General features: G+C 65.7%; 26 protein-coding genes. 8 read left to right on the plus strand and 18 right to left on the minus strand.

The window, feature by feature from the left end; translation table 11 throughout:
* Positions 1-156: 156 nt before the first annotated feature.
* From MFF62_RS15615 to ybiB, 4 genes are all read left to right on the plus strand, one after another.
* Positions 157-1467: a CmpA/NrtA family ABC transporter substrate-binding protein gene (locus MFF62_RS15615; RefSeq protein ID WP_238264036.1), complete on the plus strand. Its 1311-nt coding sequence runs from the start codon at positions 157-159 to the stop codon at positions 1465-1467.
* Between the two features lie 48 nt (positions 1468-1515).
* Positions 1516-2424 (plus strand): nitrate ABC transporter permease, encoded by a 909-nt coding sequence (gene ntrB / locus MFF62_RS15620; protein WP_238264037.1) that lies wholly within the window; start codon positions 1516-1518, stop codon positions 2422-2424.
* A 14-nt stretch (positions 2425-2438) separates the two neighbouring features.
* Positions 2439-3242, plus strand: coding sequence for an ABC transporter ATP-binding protein (locus MFF62_RS15625; RefSeq protein WP_238264038.1), 804 nt, complete (start codon positions 2439-2441; stop codon positions 3240-3242).
* An 83-nt stretch (positions 3243-3325) separates the two neighbouring features.
* Entirely contained in the window at positions 3326-4315 is a 990-nt protein-coding gene (gene ybiB, locus MFF62_RS15630) for a DNA-binding protein YbiB (RefSeq protein WP_238264039.1), read from the plus strand.
* Positions 4316-4339: 24 nt separating this feature from the next.
* On the opposite strand, the gene MFF62_RS15635 is transcribed toward ybiB, so the two are convergent.
* Positions 4340-5212 (minus strand): pirin family protein, encoded by an 873-nt coding sequence (locus MFF62_RS15635; protein ID WP_238264040.1) that lies wholly within the window; start codon positions 5210-5212, stop codon positions 4340-4342.
* Positions 5213-5566: 354 nt separating this feature from the next.
* Between MFF62_RS15635 and rpoH the strand changes: the two genes are divergently transcribed.
* A complete protein-coding gene (gene rpoH, locus MFF62_RS15640) occupies positions 5567-6502 on the plus strand; it encodes an RNA polymerase sigma factor RpoH (protein ID WP_238264041.1) in 936 nt (311 codons plus the stop codon).
* Positions 6503-6588: 86 nt separating this feature from the next.
* On the opposite strand, the gene MFF62_RS15645 is transcribed toward rpoH, so the two are convergent.
* The 5 genes from MFF62_RS15645 to MFF62_RS15665 form a co-directional block, all read right to left on the minus strand.
* Entirely contained in the window at positions 6589-7215 is a 627-nt protein-coding gene (locus tag MFF62_RS15645) for an SCO family protein (RefSeq protein WP_238264042.1), read from the minus strand.
* Positions 7216-7307: 92 nt separating this feature from the next.
* Positions 7308-8234, minus strand: a complete 927-nt coding sequence (gene cyoE / locus MFF62_RS15650; protein ID WP_404990775.1) for a heme o synthase — start codon at positions 8232-8234, stop codon at positions 7308-7310.
* Between the two features lie 8 nt (positions 8235-8242).
* Complete coding sequence (locus tag MFF62_RS15655; RefSeq protein ID WP_238264044.1) at positions 8243-9346, minus strand: COX15/CtaA family protein; 1104 nt, start codon at positions 9344-9346, stop codon at positions 8243-8245.
* Positions 9347-9389: 43 nt separating this feature from the next.
* A complete protein-coding gene (locus MFF62_RS15660) occupies positions 9390-10046 on the minus strand; it encodes an SCO family protein (protein WP_238264045.1) in 657 nt (218 codons plus the stop codon).
* A 7-nt stretch (positions 10047-10053) separates the two neighbouring features.
* On the minus strand, positions 10054-10806 hold the full coding sequence (locus MFF62_RS15665) for an SURF1 family protein (protein WP_238264046.1): 753 nt from the start codon (positions 10804-10806) through the stop codon (positions 10054-10056).
* A 57-nt stretch (positions 10807-10863) separates the two neighbouring features.
* Between MFF62_RS15665 and MFF62_RS15670 the strand changes: the two genes are divergently transcribed.
* A complete protein-coding gene (locus MFF62_RS15670) occupies positions 10864-11073 on the plus strand; it encodes a twin transmembrane helix small protein (protein ID WP_238264047.1) in 210 nt (69 codons plus the stop codon).
* Between the two features lie 105 nt (positions 11074-11178).
* Here MFF62_RS15670 and MFF62_RS15675 read toward each other — a convergent pair whose 3' ends face one another.
* From MFF62_RS15675 to MFF62_RS15710, 8 genes are all read right to left on the minus strand, one after another.
* Positions 11179-12039 (minus strand): cytochrome c oxidase subunit 3, encoded by an 861-nt coding sequence (locus tag MFF62_RS15675; RefSeq protein ID WP_238264048.1) that lies wholly within the window; start codon positions 12037-12039, stop codon positions 11179-11181.
* A gap of 96 nt (positions 12040-12135) precedes the next feature.
* Positions 12136-12357, minus strand: coding sequence for a DUF2970 domain-containing protein (locus MFF62_RS15680; protein WP_238264049.1), 222 nt, complete (start codon positions 12355-12357; stop codon positions 12136-12138).
* 12 nt (positions 12358-12369) lie between these two features.
* Complete coding sequence (locus MFF62_RS15685) at positions 12370-12969, minus strand: cytochrome c oxidase assembly protein (RefSeq protein ID WP_283205349.1); 600 nt, start codon at positions 12967-12969, stop codon at positions 12370-12372.
* 37 nt (positions 12970-13006) lie between these two features.
* The gene (locus tag MFF62_RS15690) at positions 13007-13162 is read right to left on the minus strand and encodes a cytochrome oxidase small assembly protein (RefSeq protein WP_238264050.1); all 156 of its coding nucleotides are present in this window, start codon (positions 13160-13162) and stop codon (positions 13007-13009) included.
* Between the two features lie 65 nt (positions 13163-13227).
* Positions 13228-14853, minus strand: coding sequence for a cytochrome c oxidase subunit I (ctaD, locus tag MFF62_RS15695; protein ID WP_238264051.1), 1626 nt, complete (start codon positions 14851-14853; stop codon positions 13228-13230).
* Between the two features lie 42 nt (positions 14854-14895).
* On the minus strand, positions 14896-16164 hold the full coding sequence (gene coxB, locus MFF62_RS15700; protein WP_238264052.1) for a cytochrome c oxidase subunit II: 1269 nt from the start codon (positions 16162-16164) through the stop codon (positions 14896-14898).
* Positions 16161-16742 carry a DUF2244 domain-containing protein gene (locus MFF62_RS15705; protein ID WP_238264380.1) on the minus strand — a complete coding sequence of 194 codons (582 nt, stop codon included), beginning with the start codon at positions 16740-16742 and terminating at the stop codon, positions 16161-16163. The genes coxB and MFF62_RS15705 overlap by 4 nt, the downstream gene beginning before the upstream one ends.
* Positions 16743-17005: 263 nt before the next feature.
* Positions 17006-17944 (minus strand): methyltransferase domain-containing protein, encoded by a 939-nt coding sequence (locus MFF62_RS15710; protein WP_238264053.1) that lies wholly within the window; start codon positions 17942-17944, stop codon positions 17006-17008.
* On the opposite strand from MFF62_RS15710, the gene MFF62_RS15715 reads away from it, so the two are divergent.
* Positions 17933-18757, plus strand: coding sequence for a ComF family protein (locus MFF62_RS15715; RefSeq protein WP_238264054.1), 825 nt, complete (start codon positions 17933-17935; stop codon positions 18755-18757). The genes MFF62_RS15710 and MFF62_RS15715 overlap by 12 nt on opposite strands.
* 53 nt (positions 18758-18810) lie before the next feature.
* On the plus strand, positions 18811-19281 hold the full coding sequence (gene trmL / locus MFF62_RS15720; RefSeq protein WP_238264055.1) for a tRNA (uridine(34)/cytosine(34)/5-carboxymethylaminomethyluridine(34)-2'-O)-methyltransferase TrmL: 471 nt from the start codon (positions 18811-18813) through the stop codon (positions 19279-19281).
* A gap of 4 nt (positions 19282-19285) precedes the next feature.
* Here trmL and MFF62_RS15725 read toward each other — a convergent pair whose 3' ends face one another.
* From MFF62_RS15725 to grxC, 4 genes are all read right to left on the minus strand, one after another.
* Positions 19286-20263, minus strand: a complete 978-nt coding sequence (locus MFF62_RS15725; protein WP_238264056.1) for a Bug family tripartite tricarboxylate transporter substrate binding protein — start codon at positions 20261-20263, stop codon at positions 19286-19288.
* 109 nt (positions 20264-20372) lie between these two features.
* Positions 20373-21398: an NAD(P)H-dependent glycerol-3-phosphate dehydrogenase gene (locus MFF62_RS15730; protein ID WP_238264057.1), complete on the minus strand. Its 1026-nt coding sequence runs from the start codon at positions 21396-21398 to the stop codon at positions 20373-20375.
* 131 nt (positions 21399-21529) lie between these two features.
* A complete protein-coding gene (secB, locus tag MFF62_RS15735; RefSeq protein ID WP_238264058.1) occupies positions 21530-22048 on the minus strand; it encodes a protein-export chaperone SecB in 519 nt (172 codons plus the stop codon).
* 182 nt (positions 22049-22230) lie between these two features.
* Entirely contained in the window at positions 22231-22488 is a 258-nt protein-coding gene (gene grxC, locus MFF62_RS15740) for a glutaredoxin 3 (RefSeq protein WP_238264059.1), read from the minus strand.
* Between the last annotated feature and the right edge of the window lie 10 nt (positions 22489-22498).

The raw sequence follows: 22498 nt of genomic DNA on the forward strand, positions 1-22498 counted from the left end.
CCAGGCAACACCAAGGCAGCATCCACAACATGTGTGCACGCGCATCAACGACGACGCGCGCGGCATAGGACAACGGCGTCCTGCACCGCACCTCCGGCTTTCCCAAGAAGCCTGGGCTGCGGTCAGGACGCCTTTTTTCTTTCGGAGCCCATCGCAATGCCCTCTCGCCTCATAGTCGCCAAGCCCAGCGTCGCTGACAACGCCGTCGCCGACACCGCACCCGCCAGCCACGGTCGTCGCCGCGCGCTGGCCACCATCGCCGGCGCCAGCGTGATGACGCTGGTCGATCCGCTGGTGCGCAGCGGCGCATGGGCAGCCGGTTCCGACGCCCCCGAGAAGCCCGAGGTGCGCATCGGGTTCATTCCGCTGACCGACTGCGCATCGGTGGTGATGGCATCCACGCTGGGCCTGGACAAGAAGTACGGCATCAAGATCACGCCCACCAAGGAAGCGTCGTGGGCCGCCGTGCGCGACAAGCTGGTGAATGGCGAACTCGATGCTGCACACGTGCTCTACGGCCTGATCTATGGCGTGCAGCTTGGCATCGGCGGTCCCAAGAAGGACATGGCCGTGCTGATGAACCTGAACCACAACGGCCAGGCCATCACGCTGTCGCAAAAGCTTGCCGACAAGGGCGTCAAGGACGGCGCCAGCCTGCGCGCGCTGATGACCAAGGAAAAGCGCGAATACGTGTTCGCGCAGACCTTCCCCACCGGCACGCACGCGATGTGGCTCTACTACTGGCTGGCGGCCAACGGCATCAACCCGATGCAGGACGCCAAGGCCATCACGGTGCCGCCGCCGCAGATGGTGGCCAACATGCGCGTGGGCAACATGGACGGCTTCTGCGTGGGCGAACCGTGGGGCGCACGCGCCATTGCCGACAAGATCGGCTTCACGGCCGAGACCACCCAGTCGATCTGGAAGGACCACCCCGAGAAGACGCTGGGCACCACGGCCGAGTTCGTGCAGAAGAACCCCAACACCGCCCGCGCGATGGTGGCGGCCGTCCTGGAGGCATCGAAGTACATCGACGCGTCGGCCTCGAACCGCCGCAAGACGGCCGAGACCATCGCCGCCAAGTCGTACGTGAACACCGACATGGACATCATCCTGGACCGCATGCTGGGCCGCTACAGCAACGGCCTGGGCAAGACCTGGGACGACCCCGATTCCATGAAGTTCTACCAGGACGGCCTGGCCAACTACCCGTTCCTGTCCGATGGCATGTGGTTCCTGACGCAGCACAAGCGCTGGGGGCTGCTCAAGGACCACCCGGACTACCTGGCCGTGGCAAAACAGGTGAACCGCATCGACATCTACAAGCAAGGCGCCGCCGCCGCGCAGGTGCCGCTGCCCAAGAGCGATTTCCGCACGGCCAAGCTGATCGATGGCGTGACGTGGGACGCCACCAGGGACCCCAAGGCCTACGCCGACGGCTTCAAGATCAAGGCCGCCGCGCTCTGATCGCACCGCGCCCCGAAAAGCCGATAGCCCTTCAGAAAGGAGCTTGCCGTGAATGCCATTGCCCCAGTTTCTCCGAAAGGTGTTGCCATGGATGCAGATGCCCTGGATTCGGAAGCCAAGGAACACACGCGCCGCCGTGCGGCCGAGCTTGCCGCGCAAGCACGGCAGGCCGCGCGTCGCGATGCCCTGAGCGGCGTCGTTCTCAAATGCGTGCCGCCGCTGGCCGGTTTCGTGCTCTTCCTGCTGGTCTGGCACGGCATCGCCACGCTGATCCCGGCGCTGCCCACGCCTGCCGCCACGTGGAATGCCGCGGTGCCGTTGTTCTCCGACCCGTTCTATCGCAACGGGCCGAACGACCAGGGCATCGGCTGGAACGTGCTGGCATCTCTGGCGCGCGTGGCCGCCGGCTTTGGCCTGGCGGCGGTGATCGGCATTCCGGCCGGCTTCCTGCTGGGTCGCTTCGCGTTCCTGAACGCGATGGCCGCACCGGTGATCAGCCTGCTGCGGCCGGTGTCGCCGCTGGCGTGGCTGCCGATTGGCCTGCTGCTGTTCAAGGCGGCCAACCCGGCGGCCATCTGGGCCATCTTCATCTGCTCAATCTGGCCGATGATCATCAACACCGCCGTCGGCGTGACGCGTGTGCCGCAGGACTACCTGAACGTGGCGCGCGTGCTCGACCTGTCCGAATGGAAGGTGTTCCGCCGCGTGCTGTTTCCGGCCGTGCTGCCGTACATGCTGACCGGCGTGCGGCTGTCGATCGGCACCGCGTGGCTGGTGATCGTGGCCGCCGAGATGCTGACTGGGGGCACCGGCATCGGCTTCTGGCTGTGGGACGAGTGGAACAACCTCAAGGTTGAGCACATCGTCATCGCCATCTTCATCATTGGCGTGGTGGGCCTGGTGCTGGAGCACCTGCTGCTGGCCCTGGCGCGCCGCTTCAGCTACGGCAACACGTGATCGGAGCCGCCATCATGGACAAGTTCGTCACCATCGAAGACGTCGGCCAGACGTTCAAGACGCGCAAGGGGCCGTTCGTGGCGCTGCGCGATATCAACCTGTCGATTGCCGAAGGCGAGTTCATCACGCTGATCGGGCACTCGGGCTGCGGCAAGTCCACGCTGCTGAACCTGATCGCGGGCCTGACCATGCCCACGACCGGCGCGTTGATCTGCGCCGGCCGCGAGATCTCCGGCCCCGGCCCCGAGCGCGCCGTGGTGTTCCAGAACCATTCGCTGCTGCCCTGGCTGACGTGCTTCGAGAACGTCTACCTGGGCGTGGAGCGCGTGTTCGCCGGCACCGAGACGCGCGCGCAGCTCAAGGCCCGCACGCACGACACGCTGGCGCTGGTGGGCCTGACGCATGCCGAGGCCAAGTATCCGCACGAGATCTCGGGCGGCATGAAGCAGCGCGTGGGCATTGCGCGGGCGCTGGCGATGCAGCCCAAGGTGCTGCTGATGGACGAGCCGTTCGGTGCGCTGGATGCCCTGACGCGCGCGCATCTGCAGGACGAGCTGATCAAGATCGTGGCCCGCACCCACAGCACCGTGGTCATGGTCACCCACGACGTCGACGAGGCCGTGCTGCTGGCCGACCGCATCGTGATGATGACCAACGGCCCGGCCGCCACGATTGGCGAGGTCCTGAACGTCGACATTGCGCGGCCGCGCGACCGCGTGGCGCTGGCCGACGACAAGACCTATCACGCCTGCCGCACGGCCGTGCTCGACTTCCTGTACCGCAAGCAGCGCAACCCGGCGCTGCAGGAAGCGGCCTGAAGCGGCCTGAAGCGGACATCGGGCGTTTGCAGGGGGAATCGTGGGCTATCATGAACCCCAACCCCACGATTCCCCGCAGGACCATGACGACTGCTAATTCCACGCCGTTTTCGGCGGCAAAATACATCAAGGAAATCGGTCGCGGCGTCAACGGCGCCCGCGCACTGCCGCGCGAGGACGCCCAGGCGCTCTTCGATGCCATGCTGGCCGGCCGCGTTTCCGATATCGAACTGGGCGCCGTGCTGATGGCGTACCGCATCAAGGGTGAAGCCCCGCACGAACTGGCCGGCATGCTCGAAGCCGCGCACCAGCATTGCCAGCCGCTGGCCGCGCCGCCCGACCGGCCCGTGGTGGTGATTCCCAGCTACAACGGCGCGCGCAAGCAACCCAACCTGGTGCCCTTGCTGGCGATGCTGCTGGCGCGCGACGGTGTGCCCACGCTGGTGCATGGCGTGCGCGGCTTCCAGGGCCGGGTCACCAGCCTGGCGCTGTTCGAGTCATTGGGCGTGCCGCTGTGCGCGACCACGCAAGCCGCCCAGGACCAGTTGCGGGCGGCGTCGAACCCGCTGGCCGTGCTGCCGATCGATGTCCTGTCACCGGCGCTGTCGGCGCTGCTCGACAAGCGATCGATCATCGGCCTGCGCAATTCGTCGCACACGATCGTCAAAATGCTGCAGCCGGTGGGCGAGCACACCCCGGCCGAGGCCCTGCGCCTGTACAGCTACACGCACCCGGAATACCGCGAGACACTGACCGATTACTTCTCGCACGAGCCCGCCAACGTGTTGCTGGGGCGCGGTACCGAAGGCGAGGTGGTTGCCGACGCGCGCCGCAGCACACGCATCGACTGGCTGCACGACGGCCATCAGCAGACCATGGTGGACCCGGTGGGCGGGTCGATTGCCGAAGTACCGGCGCTGCCGGCCGGCACCGACGTGGCCGAGACGGCCGCGTGGATCCGCAAGGTGCTCGACGGCGCGGAACCGGTGCCCGCACCAATCGCCACGCAGGTCGCCACGATCAAGGATTGCCTGAAGCAGGCCACGCGCGTGGCCTGGGCCAGCCCGGTCTGAGCCGGGCTGAGGCGCCGGCGGGTTCTAGCGACGCACCGGCAACGGAATCCGCTCGGTTTCGCCGGGCACGTGCGGGAACCTGTCGTCCTGCCAGCGCTGGCTGGCTTCCTCGATGGCTTCCTTGGTGCTGGCCACGAAATTCCAGAAGATGAAGCGGCGGCCATCAGTCGGGTCGCCGCCCAGCAGCATCACCCGCGACGGCTCGGTCGCGCTGATCGTCACCGGCTGGCCCGGCGTCAGCACCACCAGGTGCTCGGCCGGCAGGGTCTCGCCATCCATCTCCAGATTGCCGTCCACCGGATAGATGCCTCGCTGCACGTGATCGGCCGGAATCACCAGGCTGGAGCCGGCATCCATTTCGATGGCCACGTAGAGTGTGCGGCTATACACACGAACCGGCGATTCGGCGCCGAACGCGTCGCCGGCAATCACCGTCATGCGCACGCCGGGCAGTTCCAGCTTGGGCAGCGTGGCGCCGGGATGGTGATGGAAGGACGGCGGATCGTTCTCGTGGGGTTTCGGCAGCGCCACCCAGGTCTGAATGCCGTGCAGGCGGGGGCCGGCGTCGCGCATCGCCTGCGGCGAGCGCTCCGAGTGCACGATGCCCGTACCGGCCGTCATCCAGTTCACGTCGCCGGGGCGGATCACCTGTTCGCTGCCCAGGCTGTCCCGGTGCATGATCTCGCCTTCGAACAGGTACGTGACCGTCGCCAGACCGATATGCGGATGCGGGCGCACATCCATGCCCTGGCCGGGCGCCATTTCCACGGGCCCCATGTGATCGAAGAAGATGAACGGGCCGACCGTCTGGGTCGTGGCGGCCGGCAGCAGGCGGCGAACGGTGAACTCGCCGATGTCCCGCACATGCGGCTTCAGCAAGTGTTCGATTGCAGACATGGGGGCCTCTCCAAGTAATGGTGCAATGCGGCTGGAAAACGACTTCAGTGTAGCGAATCCAGCAATTCACCATCTCGAAATTGCACCGAATTAGTCGGAAACCGATTGGCTTGCGCCCCCTCTAATCTTCTTGTTGAAGCGCCACCGGCCGCCAGCCCTTGTCAGGCTTGCGATGGGCGCCAGACAGGGGTGGCTTGAAAGGCTATCGATAATTCACCCCCAATCGGGTGGAACTATCAACCCCATAGACTCTCCAACTTAGCACTCGTCCGGTTCGAGTGCTAATATGCGTTGCAATGCGGTGTCCTTCCAGGACACACCGGCAACCCACCGCCGGATGCGAAAGGAGTCATAGTGAACGCAGTTCTGTCTGCCGATCAAACCCAAGTTTCCCGCCGTCTGCCGACGGCGCCCCAGAGTGCCGCCGCGAACAGCCTTGCGCTGACGTTTCCGGGCACGCTGGGAAATCTGGACAGCTACATCCAGGCTGTCCACCGTATTCCGCTGCTCACCCCCGAGGAAGAGCTGCGCCTGGCGCGTGACCTGCGCGACAGCGAATCCGTCGATGCCGCCCGGCGCCTGGTGTTGTCCCACCTGCGCCTGGTCGTGTCGATTGCCCGCCAGTACCTGGGCTATGGGCTGCCGCACGCCGACCTGATCCAGGAAGGCAATATCGGCCTGATGAAGGCCGTGAAGCGCTTCGATCCGGAACAGGGTGTGCGCCTGGTGTCGTACGCGATGCACTGGATCAAGGCCGAGATCCACGAATATGTGCTGAAGAACTGGCGCATGGTCAAGGTCGCCACGACCAAGGCCCAGCGCAAGCTGTTCTTCAATCTGCGCAGCCAGAAGCAGGGCCTGCATACCTTCACTCCGGAACAGGTGGAAGCCGTTGCGCGCGAGCTCAACGTGAAGCCCGAGGAAGTGATGGAGATGGAAATCCGCATGTCTGGCGGTGACACGGCGCTCGAAGGCCAGGTTGACGATGGCGAGGAAGAATTCGCGCCGATCGCCTATCTGGCGGACAACCACAACGAGCCCACCAAGGTGATCGAGGCCAAGAGCCGCGACCGCCTGCAGGTGGAAGGCCTGGAAGAAGCACTGGGCAAGCTCGACCCGCGCAGCCGCCGCATCATCGAGGCACGCTGGCTGGACGTGAACGACGATGGCTCGGGTGGCTCAACGCTGCATGAGCTGGCTGCCGAATTCGGCGTCTCCGCCGAGCGGATCCGCCAGATCGAGTCGGCCGCGATGAAGAAGATGAAGGGTGCGCTGGCGGCTTTCGCCTGATCCGTACCCCGCAGCAAAGCAAAAGGCCGGTCAATCGACCGGCCTTTTTGTTTGTTCCTGGTTTGTGCCTTGTGTGCTGTGACGCCTCAGGACATCAGCGCCTTCAGGTCGTGCGCGATCGGCTCCGGCCCCTGGCCGTGGCGGATGAACAGCCGCAGTTGCCCGTTCTGGTCAAACACGTAGCTGCCGGCCGAGTGATCCATCGTGTAGTTGTTCGGCGACGATCCCGGCACCTTGGCGTAATACACCTTGAAGTCCTTGGTCACCTGCTTGAGCGCGGCTTCGTCGGCCGGGCGCAGGCCCAGGAAGCGCGCATCGAATGCGGGCACGTACTGGGCCATCAGCGCCGCCGTGTCGCGCTCGGGGTCCACCGTGACGAACAGCACCTGCACCTTGTCAGCATCGGGGCCCATTTGCTCCATCACCTGCTTGAGTTCGACCATGGTCGTCGGGCAGACGTCCGGGCAGTGCGTGTAGCCGAAGAACATCAGCACCACCTTGCCCTTGAAGTCGCCCAGCGTGCGGGTCTTGCCGGTGGGGTCCTGCAGCGCAAAGTCCTTGCCGAAGTCGCTGGCGCCCGAGATATCGACATTCTTGAACGACGGCTTGGGCTGGCCGCAGGCCGTCAGGAAGGCGGCGCAGAGCGCGAGCAGGCAGAAGCGGCGGAATGTGGCCAGGCGGGTGGCCATGAGACCTTGGGCGGGATTCGGCATGCGGTGGATTCGAAGCGAAGGAAGAGACGCCCGAAAGTATCGCCGATCAAGCCGGCCATGGCCTCCGGGCGCGGCAAGATGCCGCAGGCAGATCAGATCTGCGGCACGAACTTGAAGTAGTGATCCACCAGCAGCGCCGCGAACAGCAGCGACAGGTACAGGATCGAATAACGGAAGGTCTTCTGCGCCAGCTGGTCCGAGTAGTTGCGGAACAGCTTCCAAGCATAGCCCAGGAACACCAGGCCCAGGCCCAGCGCGGCGGCCAGGTAGATGTAGCCGCTCATGCCATAGACGAACGGCAGCAGCGTGGCGGCGATCATCACCAGCGTGTACAGCAGGATATGCAGCAGCGTGTAGCGCTCGCCGTGGGTGATCGGCAGCATCGGCAGCCCCGACTTGGCGTAGTCGGCACGGCGATACAGGGCCAGCGCCCAGAAGTGCGGTGGCGTCCATGTGAAGATGATCAGGACCAGGAACCACGCCTCGGCCGGCACGGTGCCCGCCACGGCGGCCCAGCCCAGCGCGGGCGGCATGGCGCCGGACAGGCCGCCGATGACGATGTTCTGCGGCGTCGCCGGCTTCAGCAGGATGGTGTACACCACCGCGTAGCCCAGGAACGTGGCAAAAGTCAGCCACATCGTCAGGTCGTTGGCGAACACGTGCAGCAGCCACATGCCGGCGCCGCCGAGGATGGCGGAGAAGATCAGCGTCTGCGTGGTGGTGATCTCGCCGGTGGCGGACGGGCGCCAGGCCGTGCGGCGCATCAGCGCGTCGATCTTCTGTTCCACCAGGCAGTTGATGGCGAACGCCGCGCCGGCCAGCAGCCAGATACCGGCGGCGCCGCCGATCAGCACGGACCACGGCACCATGCCCGGCGTGGCCAGGAACATGCCGATGACAGAGCAGAAAACGGCCAACTGCGTGACGCGCGGCTTGGTCAGCGCGGCATATTGGCGGGCCAGATGTCGTAATCGGCCTACGGAAGAGTGAGGATGGGTAGCGGTAACCACGGGGGGCATCTTGTCCTTCATGTGGCGCGCGCCGCAACGGCGGATTGGGCGGCGGCACCTGCGAAGCGGGTCGCGAGGCCAATATTGTAGTTGAGACGGAGCAACAGCATCAGCAATAGGGCTGCTCCGCCGTTATGTGCCACAGCCGCCACCAGCGGCCAGTCGAATACGATGTTGGACATGCCCGTGGCCAGTTGCAGCGCCAGCACGGCCAGCAGCCACTTGCCATGGCGCGCCAGCCCCTCCAGCTTGCGGGCGCGCAGGCCGAACCACAGCAGGTAGCCCAGCACCACGAACGCAAAGCCGCGATGGACCCAGTGGATGGCCACCAGCGCGGCATGCGGAATGTAGTCGCCATCAGCCGTCATGCCAAGCTGGCGCCACAGCGTGAAGCCATGGCGAAAGTCCATCTCGGGCACGATCTGGCCGTTGCAGAGCGGGAAATCGGTGCACGCCAGCACCGCGTAGTTGGTGCTGACCCAGCCGCCCAGGAAGATCTGGATGACCAGCAGCGCCACGGCCAGCACGCCGGCCCAGCGCAGCGACGCCGCCTGCGGCGCCACGGGATGCGGCGGGTCGTTGCGCGATCCGAGCCAGATCAGCGACGCCAGCAGCAGCATGGCCAGCATCAGGTGCGTGACGACGATGATCGGCTGCAGCTTCATCGTCACTGTCAGCGCGCCAAACAGCCCCTGTACGCAGACCAGCACGAACACGGCCGTGGCAAACCATGGCGACGCCTTCAGCTCGCGGCGCCTGACCCACGCCAGCACCATCAGCGAAATGATCAGCACGCCCACCGCCATGGCGAAATAGCGATGGATCATCTCGATCCAGGCTTTTACCAGCGTGACCGGGCCGCTCGGCAGCGCGGTCTCGGCGGCGCGGATCGGCTCCATGGCGGCGTGCGGGTTCGAATGGCCATAGCAGCCGGGCCAGTCGGGGCAACCCAGGCCGGAGTCGGTCAACCGCGTGAAGCTGCCGAACATGATCAGGTCCAGCGTCAGGAACGCCGTGATCCACACGAGCTTGCGGTATTTGTCACGGCTGCCGCGCACCATCACGTAGGACAGGGGCAGCAGGGCGATCAGGATGCCAATGATGGCGAGCTGGAGCAGCATTTCGGTACAGCCGGTAATTCAAGGGTGTTGGATTTCGATCGGGTCAGCCGATGCGCGAGTACTTGAGCAGCTTCTTCAGGTCGCCGCTCACCTGCTTCGGGTCCGGGTCCGTGGGCCAGCGCATCATCAGGTTGCCCAGCGGATCGACCAGGAAAATCGTGTCCTCGATGCGCCCGGCCTGCGGTGCCGGCAGCCATTGTGCGATGGCGGCGCGGTCCATGCGCAGGAAACGCACTCCGGCATAGGGTTCGTTGTAGGCGTCCACGAGCCGGCCGTCCACCTTGCCGTCGTCCTGGATCAGCCAGACCGGCACGATGCGCTCACGGCTCTCGCCCTGCCCGGCCCGGATCTGGCGCATCGTGAAGAGCTTGCGCGCGCAGGTCTCGTCGCAGGCCGACGGGTCCGTCATCACCATCAGCCACTTGCCGCGCATCGACGCCAGCGGCACGGATTCGCCGCGTTCATTCACCAGTTGCACGGCTGGCATGGGCCGCTGCGGATCGACCAGCGCGCCGTAGTTGGTGCTGCCGCCCGTGGGCTTGATCACGTAGTACGTGAAATAGGAGAACAGCACCGGCGAGGCGCACACCAGCAGCAGCAGCAGCATTTGCAGGCGGCCACGGCGCGTGCGCGCGTCGATGCGGGGGTCGGGCGTGGCCGAGGGGTCTTGCTGCGGCATGGAAGAGGTCTGTACGTTCATCGTTCGATCATTGATTTGCCGGCGCCTCGCGCCGGGCGCGGCGCCAGCCCAGCACGGCCACCAGCACCACCGTCAGCGCGGCCAGGCCGAACCACTGGGCGGCATAGCCATAGTGGCGGTCGGCGCCGATATCGGCCGGCGCCCAATCCCGTGCCAGGCCGTCGCCGGTGTCGCTGGCCTGTTCCAGCACCACCGGCAGCAGTGGCGCGCCGATCTCGCGCGCATACGCTGCCAGGTCGACATTCTGACGTATCTTGTGGCCAGCCTCCGCGGCGGGGTCCTGGCCCAGGCTATACACACGCGGCACGGCAGCCAGCGCGGTGCCCTCGACGGTGATCTCGCCGGCGGGCGTGGGCACCGGGGCGATGCGTGTGCGGTCCTGCGCATCGCGCGGCAGCCAGCCACGCAGCACCAGCACCTGGCCACCGCCGTCGGCCAGCCGCAGCGGCGTCAGCACCAGAAAGCCGGCGCGGCTGTCGGTACCGTTGCCGTGGGGCCGGTTATCCAGCAACACGGTACGCGCGTCGTCAAAGCTGCCCCGTGCGCGCACCCGGCGATCCACCAGCGGCGCGGCATCGGCCTGGCTCGCCAGATTCACCGGGGCCTGCGCGGCCAGCGCCGCCAGCCGCGCGGCGCGTGCGGTCTTCTCGTGCGCGCGGCCCAGTTGCCAGTTGCCCAGCATGCAGGTGACGGCGATCACCACCACGGCGGCCAGGAGCGGCACGGCACCCGGCGCGCGCCAGCGCGTGCGGGTCGTCACGGGTTTCCTCGCGCGGCGGCGGTGCGATAATGAGCGCTTGCCGAAAAGAGCCCCCACATGCGCTTTGTCATCATCGTCGCCTTCATCCTGATCATCGGCAGCCTGGCCTCCGCACTGTTCTTCATGATGCGCGACCGTGGCCGCACGCCCAACATGATGCGCTCGCTGATGCTGCGCGTCGGCTTCTCGGTGGCGCTGTTCCTGTTCATCCTGTTCTCGCACTGGATGGGCTGGATCCAGAGCACCGGCATCCACATGTCGCCCTGACTGGCCATTACGCCGGGCCGCCAGGCAAAAAAAGCGCCGCTGAGGATTGCTCCCGCGGCGCTTCTCGTTTGTACCGCAATGCCGCCGATGGCGGCGGCCAATGCATTACAACCAGTACACCACCACGTACAGGCCCAGCCAGACCACGTCCACGAAGTGCCAGTACCAGGCGGCGCCTTCGAACGCGAAGTGGTGATCCGGCGTGAAATGGCCCTTGAGCACGCGGCCCAGCACCACCGCCAGCATGATCGCGCCCATCGTCACGTGGAAGCCGTGGAAGCCCGTGAGCAGGAAGAACGTCGAACCATAGACACCCGACGTGAGCTTCAGGTTCAGCTCATGGTAGGCGTGCATGTATTCATAGACCTGCAGGCACATGAAGAGCGCGCCCAGCAGGATGGTCAGCACCAGGCCCTGGATCAGCTGGTTGCGCTTGCCGGCCAGCAGCGCGTGGTGCGCCCAGGTCAGCGTCACGCCCGAGGTCAGCAGCAGCGCGGTGTTGATGGTCGGGATCGGCCACGGACCCATGGTCTGGAAGCTTTCCACGGTGCCCGCCGGGCCGGTGTTCGGCCACACGGCCGCGAAGTCCGGCCAGATGATCTTGTTGTTCAGGTCGCCCAGCCACGGCATGGCGATGGTGCGTGCGTAGAACAGCGCGCCGAAGAACGCCGCGAAGAACATCACTTCGGAGAAGATGAACCAGCCCATCGACCAGCGGAACGACACGTCGATGTTCTTGCCGTACAGCCCGCCCTCGGACTCGCCGATGGCATCGCCAAACCAGCTCTTGAGCACGAACAGGAACCAGATCAGCCCGAAGCCGCACAGGTACGGCGCCCAAGGCTGCCCGTTGACCCAACCGGCGGCTCCCGCACCGGTCATCAGCAGGCCGAACGCCGCCGTGATCGGATGGCGCGACGGGCCCGGCACGAAGTAGTACGGGGCGTTTGCGCGATTCGCACTCATTCTTCTATCTCCAGCTCAAAGTCTCGATTCATGTTTTTCGCCCATCCGGCCCCAACGGCTGGCCGGCGGCGTGCTCGCTTTGTATCTGCTGCCCTGCTATGCCTGGCTGACCACGACGCGCACGATGGCGATCAGCACCGCCACGAACACTGCTGCCGCAATCAGCCCGGCGATGATCACATGCACCGGGTTCAGCCGCGCCATGTCGGACTCATGCTCCGACCCCTTGCGCAGCCCCACGAACGACCACAGCACCGCCCGCACCGTCTGCGCGAACGACGCCTTGCCATGTCCCCGATCAACCGGATCGTTCGCCATGTCCGTCTCTCCTCAGCCGCCCGTACTCGCCGGCGTGGCCTCGGCCGCCGGGGCCTGCGCCACCGGCGCGCCGATCTCGAAGAACGTGTACGACAGCGTGATGTTCTTCACGTCCTTCGGCAACTTCGGGTCGATCACGAATACCACCGGCATCTCGCGCGCCTCGCTGGCCTTCAGCGTCTGCTGCTTGAAGCAGAAGCACTCCACCTTCTTGAAGTACTCCGTGGCCTGCTTGGGCGCATAGCTCGGAATCGCCTGCGCCGAGATATCGCGCGACTGGCCGTTGGCCACCTCGTACACGATCGTCGTCAGCTCGCCCGGGTGCACTTCCATCGAGTGCTTCACGGGCCGGAACCCAAACGGGCCGCGCGCATTCGAATCGAACTCCACGGTGATCGTGCGGCTACGGTCGACCTGCGTGTTCTTCATGGCCGCGCCCGCGCCGTACAGGTCGCGCGTGGTCACCACGTTCAGGCCGGTGATGTCGCAGATCGCCTTGTACAGCGGCACCAGCGCGTAGCCAAAGGCGAACATCAGCGTCACCACCACCAGCAGCCGCATCATCATGCCGCGGTTGAAACGCTTCTCGAGAGCCTTTTCCTGCGCGTCCACGCCCGGTCTCCTGCTAATGCTTTCTTGTATTCGAGGTTCAGCCGCCAAGGAACTTCATCTTGGCCACGAATCCCAGGAAAAAGGCCACCACGATGGAGAGCAGGATCCAGCCAAGGCGCCGGTTGGCGGCTTTCTGGCTGGCCTTGCGTTCCTGCTGCGTCGGTTGCGACGGGCTTTTTGCTGAGGGCTGCATGATCCGATTCCTACGGCCGGACGCCTCGCGGCATCCGGCCCTTGCTCAAACTCGTAGAACTACGATTACTTAACGACCGGCGGTTCTTCGAAGGTGTGGAACGGGGCCGGCGACGGTACGGTCCACTCCAGGCCCTCGGCGCCATCCCACGGCTTGTCGCCAGCGGCCTGGCCACCGCGGTACGACGGCAGCACCACGGCGAAGAAGAAGTACACCTGCATCAGGCCAAAGCCCAGCGCGCCCAGCGATGCCACGGCGTTGAAGTCCGTGAACTGGGTCGGGTAGTCGGCGTAGCGACGCGGCATGCCGGCCAGACCCAGGAAGTGCATCGGGAAGAAGGTCACGTTGAAGAAGATCAGCGAGCCCCAGAAATGGATCTTGCCGCGCATCTCGTCATACATGAACCCGCTCCACTTCGGACCCCAGTAGTAGAAGCCCGCGAACAGCGCGAACAGCGAGCCCGCCACCAGCACGTAGTGGAAGTGCGCCACGATGAAGTACGTGTCCTGCAGCTGGATGTCGATCGGGGCCACGGCCGGCATCAGGCCGGTGAAGCCGCCGATCGTGAACACGAAGATGAAGCCGATCGCGAACAGCATCGGGGTCTCGAACGTCATCGAGCCGCGCCACATCGTGGCGATCCAGTTGAAGATCTTCACGGCCGTGGGCACCGCGATCAGCATCGTCGCGTACATGAAGAACAGCTGGCCCGTCACCGGCATGCCCGTCGTGAACATGTGGTGTGCCCACACGATGAACGACAGGATGGCGATCGACGCCGTGGCGTACACCATCGAGCTGTAGCCGAACAGGCGCTTGCGCGCGAAGGCCGGTACCACGTGCGAGATGATGCCGAACGCCGGCAAGATCATGATGTAGACCTCGGGGTGCCCGAAGAACCAGAAGATGTGCTGGTACATCACCGGGTCACCACCACCGGCGGCCGAGAAGAAGCTCGTGCCGAAGTGGCGGTCGGTCAGCACCATCGTGATGGCGCCAGCCAGCACCGGCATCACGGCGATCAGCAGGTAGGCGGTGATCAGCCACGTCCAGCAGAACATCGGCATCTTCATCAGCGTCATGCCGGGGGCACGCATGTTGAGGATGGTCACGATGATGTTGATCGAGCCCATGATCGACGACGCGCCCATGATGTGCATGGCGAAGATGGCCATGTCCATGCCCGGGCCCATCTGCACCGACAGCGGCGCGTAGAGCGTCCAGCCCGCGGCGGTGGCGCCGCCCGGTGCGAAGAACGAGCCCACCAGCAGCAGCGCGGCCGGCGGCATCAGCCAGAAGCTGAAGTTGTTCATGCGCGCGAACGCCATGTCCGATGCGCCGATCTGCAGCGGGATCATCCAGTTCGCGAAGCCCACGAACGCGGGCATGATCGCGCCGAACACCATGATCAGACCGTGCATCGTGGTGAACTGGTTGAACAGTTCGGGGCGGAAGAACTGCAGGCCCGGCTCGAACAGCTCCAGGCGGATCAGCAGCGCCAGCATGCCGCCGGACAGCAGCATGGTGAACGAAAACAGCAGGTACAGCGTGCCAATGTCCTTGTGGTTGGTCGCGAACAGCCACCGGCGCCAGCCATGCGGATGATCGTGCGCGTGGTCGTCATGGCCGTGGCCATGATCGTGCGCGTGGTCGTGCGGATGGCCCAGTGTCTCCGGGGTAGCGGTACTCATCGCAATGACTCCATCAATTCCTGAATGCGGGGCTGCCGCGGGTCAGCCTGCGACGCGGTTGCCCGCGAGGCTGGCCTGCTTGTCGTTGGACGTGGTCGGCTTGGCGGCCTTGGGGGCTGCGTCGCCGGCGCCGGCTTGCGCGCCGCCGCCTTCGGGGAACTTGCCCGCACGGGCGTTCACGAAGTCCGCCGGCTGGATCACTTCACCGGTCTTGTTGCTCCAGCTGTTGCGCGTGTACGTCATGACCGCGGCCAGCTCGGTATCCGAGAGCTGTTTCCACGACGGCATGCCGCCCTTGCCTTCCAGCAGGATGTGCATCTGGCCGGCCTTCGGGCCGTTGACGACCTTGGAGCCATCGAGCGCCGGGAACGCACCCGCGCCCTTGCCGTTCGGCTGGTGGCAGACCGCGCAGTTCGAGGCGTAGATCTTCTCGCCGCGCACCTTGATCTCGTCCATCGTCCAGGTCTTGTTGGGATCGTCAGCGGCCGCTGCCATCAGCTTCTTGCGGTCGTCGACCCACTTGGTGTACTCGACGTCGGACACCACGCGCACCACGATCGGCATGAACGCGTGTTCCTTGCCGCAGAGCTCGGCGCACTGGCCACGGTACACGCCGGTCTTCTCGGCGCGGAACCACGTGTCGCGCACGAAGCCCGGGATCGCGTCCTGCTTGACGCCGAACGCCGGAATCATCCAGGCGTGGATCACGTCATTGGCAGTGGTAACGATGCGGATCTTCTTGTTGACGGGCACCACCAGCTCGTTGTCCACCTCCATCAGGTAGGTGTTCGACTTTTCCTGCTGGTTGTTGATCTGCTCGCGCGGCGTGGTCAGCGTGGACACGAACGAGATGCCCTCGCCCTGGCCCTTGAGGTAGTCATAACCCCATTTCCACTGATAGCCCGTGGCCTTGATCGTGATGTCGGAGTTGGTGGTGTCCTTCATCGCCACCACGGTCTTGGTGGCCGGCAGCGCCATCGCAATCACGATCAGGAACGGCACGATGGTCCAGACCACTTCCACGGTGATGCTCTCGTGGAACGAGGCCGACTTCGCGCCCTTGCTCTTCCGGTGCTTGAAGATGGAATAGAACATCACACCGAACACGGCGACGAAGATCACCGTGCAGATGATCAGCATCATCCAGTTCAGCCAGTGAATCTGTTCGGCGATCTTTGTAACGGGTTCGGTCAGGTTCAGCTGTCGGACGGCCGGGCCACCCGGCATGTCGCTGACCGCAGAGGCCGCCTGGCTGACAAGCAGGGACGCGCCCGCCAGACATGCTGCGGATGCCTTCTTCCACATTTTCATTGTTTATCTACCCAATTTACAGATTCAAATCTGTCCCCGCCCTGCCCCGCATCGCCCCCCGGAGGGATGCCATGCAAGGCTGCTGCGAGCTCCTGCGCGAACTTGCGCCGCCGATACGGGACCAGATACGACCCCACCCGCACGATGCGCTTGCCCGACCGCAGAACCACGAGCGCCCGGAACGATTCACCCAGTTCAATCCGCACCCACTGTGGATTGAATACTTCCCGCGTGACCCGACTGGCGCTGGCTGTCTCCACGACCAGCATGCCGTCGGTCACACTCACGCGTTCATAATCCGTCGCATGGCGCGCATACGCCAGCAGGGCAATCCCCAGCCCCGCCAGTTCCAGCCCGGCAAACGGCAGCACGAGCCAGGCCCCATGCCAGGCGGTCATCAGCGCCGCAATGGCAATCGAGAAACATGCGATGGAGAAGTAGAACCAGCCAACCTGGCGGGGAGAGAGCGAGCAATTCCGCTTCATCAGCCAGTCGTTGCTCGGCAAGGGAGGCCGTCCGTCGTGATTTCCGCCGGAGTCACCTACTGCCGTCTGGAATGCGATACCCAAGTCTTGCATCGCCAACCACTCTGCATCGGATGCACACCCGGGACGAAAGGCGCCAGAGGCAAGCACGTGCGAAGTGCATTCCAGTAGCGTTCTTGTGCCAGGGGACCACTGCGACAAACCGGCCCATTATATGGCGCTTCGCATACCTGAACAACATAGGATTTGACCGAAGTGCTTGCCATCTCCAAATATTTGTGCATGGGGATTTAAACCCCGATAGGCAACACAAACGACAAGCCCCGATTGTTGGCCAACCGTAATGCTGGCGCGGCTCAGCGCCGGTTTTGCGCGCGGCCGATCTTGTCGATGGGGATGATCGCGCGGCCCTGATCGTCGGTGGCCTGCTTGCCACGGGCCGGAATTTTCCAGGCGTGACCGTAGACAATTTCAAACGTCAGCGGGATAACACCATCGGCATTGCGCAGACGATCGAGCGCCGCCAGCACCGCGCGGTGCCATGAGCGGCCGCGCAACCCAGGGGCGCCGGGACGGCGCATGCCGCCGAAAGTTTGCACCTCGCGCAACAGCGTTTCGGGCGATTCGTAGGTGATGGTCAGCGTTTCCATGTCCATGACCGGCGTGGACCAGCCGCTGTGCACGAGCATGTCGCCGATGTCGTGCATGTCGACAAAGCGCAACGTATGCGCGTCCAGATCGACCTCGCCAAAGGCGGCGCGCAGTTCCTTGAGCGTATCGGGGCCGAACAGCGAGAACATGGCCAGCCCGTCGTCGGCCGCCACGCGGTGCCATTCCGGAAACACGTGGTGCGGCTCCGGATGCCAGTGCAGCGCCAGGTTGGACCACAGCAGGTCGAAGCTGGCGGCGGCAAACGGCAGTGTGGCAAGATCGCCCTGCACCAGGTCGAACACCGGCCGCTTGCCCAGCAAGCGCCCGACCCAGCCGGGGCGGCGCTGCGGGTCGCGCTGGCCGGCCTGCTGCAGCATCGCGCCGGAGATATCCAGGCCGGCAATCTGCGCGTCGGGAAACCGCGCGCGCAAACCCGCCAGGCCCTGGCCATGGCCGCAGCCGATGTCGAGCGCGCGGCGCGGCGACAGCTTGACCACCTCCATCCGCTCCTGCATGCGCTGGCCAATTTCGCCAAGCAGGAAGTCGAGCTGGCCGAAGCGCGGGCTACGGCGGTCGAACGCAAGCCGGGTCAACCGCGAGGGCGGCAACCAGGCATCGGGGGAATCGGTGGCATGCAGGGACACGGACGGGCGAGGCAAGAGGAATCGGATCGGTTGGTGCGGCAAAAAGTCGCACCCTTGAAAAATCGGGCCGCACTGGGCGGGCCGCCCGAAGTATACGCGTGGGGGCCACTACGTGCCCGAAGGGCCTTTGCCGGCCATGCAGGCAATCTCTGGCGTACTTTGCTGCCGTCCGCCTGTCTGATCTGCGCCACGGTCCAGCGCGATGTGGTCTGCGACACCTGCGCCAGCCAGCTCGCGCGGCCGGTGCCGCGCTGCCCTCGGTGCGCCATTCCGGGTGCACACGGGCACTGCGGCACATGTGCCGATGACGATCCGCTCGACGCCGCGCTTACCCTCGGCGACTACGCCACCCCTTTCGACACGCTGGTCCTGCGGCTCAAGTTCGGCGGCCAGCTACCCGCCGCCGCGTGGATTGCCGCACGCCTGGCCGCCACGGTACGCGCCAGCCAGCACGATCTGCCCGACCTGCTGGTGCCGGTTCCGCTCTCGCCGTCGCGCCTGGCAGAACGCGGCTTCAACCAGGCGTGGGAGATTGCCCGCCCGCTTGCCCGGCACCTGGGCATACCGGCGTCGGCCACGTTGCTGGCGCGCCTTCGCGACACCGCCAGCCAGCGCACGCTGGACTTGGCCGCGCGCCTGGCCAACCTGCGGCAGGCGTTCGCGGTGGCCCCGGGCACGGTGCTAGACGGCCTTCATATTGGCCTGGTGGATGATGTGATGACCACCGGCGCCACGCTGCGCGAAGCGGCCCGGGTGCTGAAGGCGCACGGCGCGGCGCGCGTCACGGCGCTGGCCGCGTTGCGTACACCGTGACACCGGAGACCGGTCGCGGTAAGCTGCGCTCCGGTTTTTTGCTGCCCAGTCCCATGTTCAACGTCGTCCTTGTCGAACCCGAAATCCCGCCGAATACCGGCAATGTGATCCGCCTGTGCGCCAATACAGGCGCGCAGCTGCATCTGGTCAAACCGCTGGGATTTCCGCTGGAAGACGCGCGCATGCGGCGCGCGGGGCTGGACTATCACGAATACGCGACGATGCGTGTCCACGAAAGCTGGGACGCGCTGATGGCCGCCGAACAGCCCGATCCGACCCGCATGTTCGCGCTGACCACCCATGGGTCCACGCCGTTCGGCCAGGTGACCTTCCAGCCCGGGGACTGGTTCGTGTTCGGATCGGAAACCCGTGGCCTGGCGCCCGAGCGGCGCGAGTGGTTTCCGGCAGCGCAACGCATCCGGCTGCCGATGCGGCCCAACAACCGCAGCCTGAACCTGTCGAACACGGTGGCCGTGGTGGTCTTCGAAGCCTGGCGCCAGAACGGTTTCGTGGGCGGCGCCTGAAGTTTCAGTCTTCAGGCTGCACGTTGGCCGCGCGGATCACCTTGTCCCAGCGCACCTTCTCGGTGGCCATCGTCTGCTTCAGCGATGCCGGCGCCGTGCCGGCCGGCACGAAATACTGCGCGCGCATCTTGTCGCGCACGTCATCGCTGCCAATGATCTTCACCAGTTCGCGGTAAAGCCGGTCCACGATTGGCGCGGGCGTGCCAGCCGGCGCCAGGATGGCCTGCCACGAAATCGCCTCGAATCCCGGATAGCCCGATTCCGCCACGGTCGGCACCGAAGGCAGCAGCCCGGTGCGACCCGACGACGTCACGGCCAGCAGGCGCAGCTTGCCGGCCGTGACCATCGGCATGGCGATGGCGGGCACCATGAACCCCGCCTGCACCTGGCCGCCGACCATCGCGGTGGTGATCTGCGGAAAGCCGGCATACGGCACGTGCTGCAGATCGATACCGGCCATGGCCTTGAGCTGCTCCATCGCCAGATGCGCGGCACTGCCGTTGCCCACCGAGCCGTAATTCAGCACGCCCGGCTTGGCCTTGGCCAGCGCCACGAACTCGCGCAGGTTGTGCGCGGGCAACCGCGCGTCGATGACCAGCACGTTCGGCGAAGTGGCCACCAGTGTCACCGGTGCCAACTGCTTTTGCGGGTCGTAGCTCAAGTGCCGGTATAGCGACGGTGCCGTCACCAGCGGGCCATTGATCGTGAACAGCAACGTGTAGCCATCGGGCGCGGCCTTGGCCACCTGGCCGGTGCCGATATTGCCGCCCGCACCGGGCCGGTTCTCGATCACGATCGGCTGGCCCAGCACCGCAGCCAGTTTTTCCGTGACGATGCGCGCGATCAGGTCCGGCGACGATCCCGGCGGAAACGGCACGATCATGCGGATCGGCTTCGACGGCCAGTTGTCACCGAGCGCGGGCAAGGCGACGGCACCAGTGGAGGCGATCAGGGCGTGCAGGGCCTGGCGGCGGGTGGGCATCGGTGTGATTGCGTCAAAGGCTCGTGGTTGTCTCCCCTCTCCCGCATGGCGGGAGAGGGGCTGGGGGTGAGGGCCAGCGCCTAAAGCACTGAAAAGCTATCTAGAGCGACTACTCGTCGCGCGCATCACGCTGCAGAAGCCGCGCGACAGCATCAGCCACCGGCAGCCCCTCAAACAGCACCGCGCATACGGCGCGCGTGATCGGCATTTCCACGCCGTGGCGTGCGGCCAGCGCCGCCACCGCCTGCGCGCAGCGCACGCCTTCGGCCACGTGGCCCAGGTCGTGCAGGATCTGGTCGAGCGTCTTGCCGCTGGCCAGTTGCTGGCCCACCTTGCGATTGCGCGACAGGTCGCCCGTGGCGGTCAGGATCAAATCGCCCATGCCGGCCAGGCCCATGAACGTTTCCGCGCGGCCACCCAGCGCCAGACCCAGGCGCGTCATTTCGGCCAGCCCGCGCGTCACCAGCGCGGCGCGGGCGTTTAGGCCCAGGCCCAGGCTGTCGCTGGCACCGGTGGCAATCGCCAGCACGTTCTTGACCGCCCCACCCACCTCGACACCGATCAGGTCATCGCTGCCGTAGATGCGCACCCCATGGTGGTGGAACGCCGCCTGCGCGCGGTCGGCCAGCGCGTGCGTGGTGCCGGCCACCGTCAGCGCACAGGGCAGCCCCTGCGCCACCTCCTTGGCAAAGCTCGGGCCGGTCAGCACGCCGTACTCGATCTCGCCGGGCGCCACGCCCAGCGCGTCGAGTTCGTCGCGCACCATCTGGTGCGGCAGCGCGTGCGTATCGGCTTCAAACCCCTTGCACAGCCACAGCATCGACAACGGCCCACGGCGCCGTGCGGCCAGGCGGCGCGTCATCTCGCGCAGCCCCGCCACCGGCGTGGCGACGATCAGCAGGCCATCCGCATCGGCCACGACATGGTCGACGGCACGGTCGAAGTCGGGCTCGCACACCAACCGGGGCGACAGCGGCACGCCCGGCAGATAGGTGGCATTGATGCCCGTCGCCGCGATGGTCGCAAGCTGGCCCGCGTCGCGGCCCCAGAGCACCACATCGTGGCGGGTGTCGGAAGCGGCGTGGCTGGCCAGCGCGGTACCCCACGCGCCAGCGCCAAGGATGGTCAGTTTCATGGCAGTTCGAGAATCGGGCCGGGCGGATGCGCGGTCATGCGGACAGTATGGACGCCAGGCAGACGGCGCATCGGAAAATGCAAACGGGGCCGAAGCCCCGTTTTTCTGGTCTGATCCGGCCGAAGCGCGAATCAGTGGCGAGCCTGGCTGCCGTCCGGCAGCACGATGCCCGAATCGCTGCCCTGGGCGCCAGCTTCTTCCATGGCGGCCTGCAGGCGTTGTTCGTACAGGGCCTGGAAGTTGATTTCCGACAGGTGGATGGCCTGGAAGCCCGCACGCGTGATCACGTCGGCGATGTTGCCGCGCAGGTACGGGTACAGGATGGTCGGGCAGGCAATGCCCAGCAGCGGGTCGAGCTGCTCGGCCGGCACGTTGCGGATATCGAAGATACCGGCCTGGTGCGCTTCCACCAGGAACGCCACCTTGTCTTGCACCTTGGTCGTCACGGTGCCGGTCACCACGACTTCGAAAATGCCTTCCTGAAGCTGTGCGGCGCCAACATTGACCTGCACTTCCACCGACGGGGCTTCCGACTCGAGGAAAATGCCCGGCGAATTGGGCTGCTCGAGCGACATGTCCTTCAGGTACACGCGCTGGATGTTGAAGAAGGGCTGGTCGTCCTGCTGGGTGGCTTGTTGCTGGTCGCTCATGAAAGGCTTCCGGATGTATCGGTTTGGGCGCGCTGCGCCATGCGCTGCCGGGTGCCGAGGCCCCGGCGGCTGTTTAGAAAGCGCATATGGTACATGACGCCGATGGCGAATTCACCGTGCGGCGGCATTATCAGAATCGTCGCTTGATCTGCTGCGGCGCAGCGTGGCGCCGCGCGGGCGACTCAGGCGGCCAGCAGCGGCACCAGGCCACCCTGGCGGTCCAGCGCCGACAGGTCGTCGAATCCGCCCACATGCGTCTCGTCGATATAGATCTGCGGCACGGTGCGACGACCCGTGCGGGTCATCATTTCCTCACGCCTTCCGGGCTCGCGGTCGATCAGGATCTTCTCGATCGACTCCACGCCACGCTGCTTGAGCAGGCGCTCGGCCATCTGGCAATAGGGGCACACAACCGTGCTGTACATGACGACGCGGGCCATGATGCGAATT

The sequence above is a fragment of the Cupriavidus pauculus genome, from assembly GCF_022179805.1.
In the GTDB taxonomy this organism is placed as follows: Bacteria; Pseudomonadota; Gammaproteobacteria; order Burkholderiales; family Burkholderiaceae; genus Cupriavidus; species Cupriavidus pauculus_E.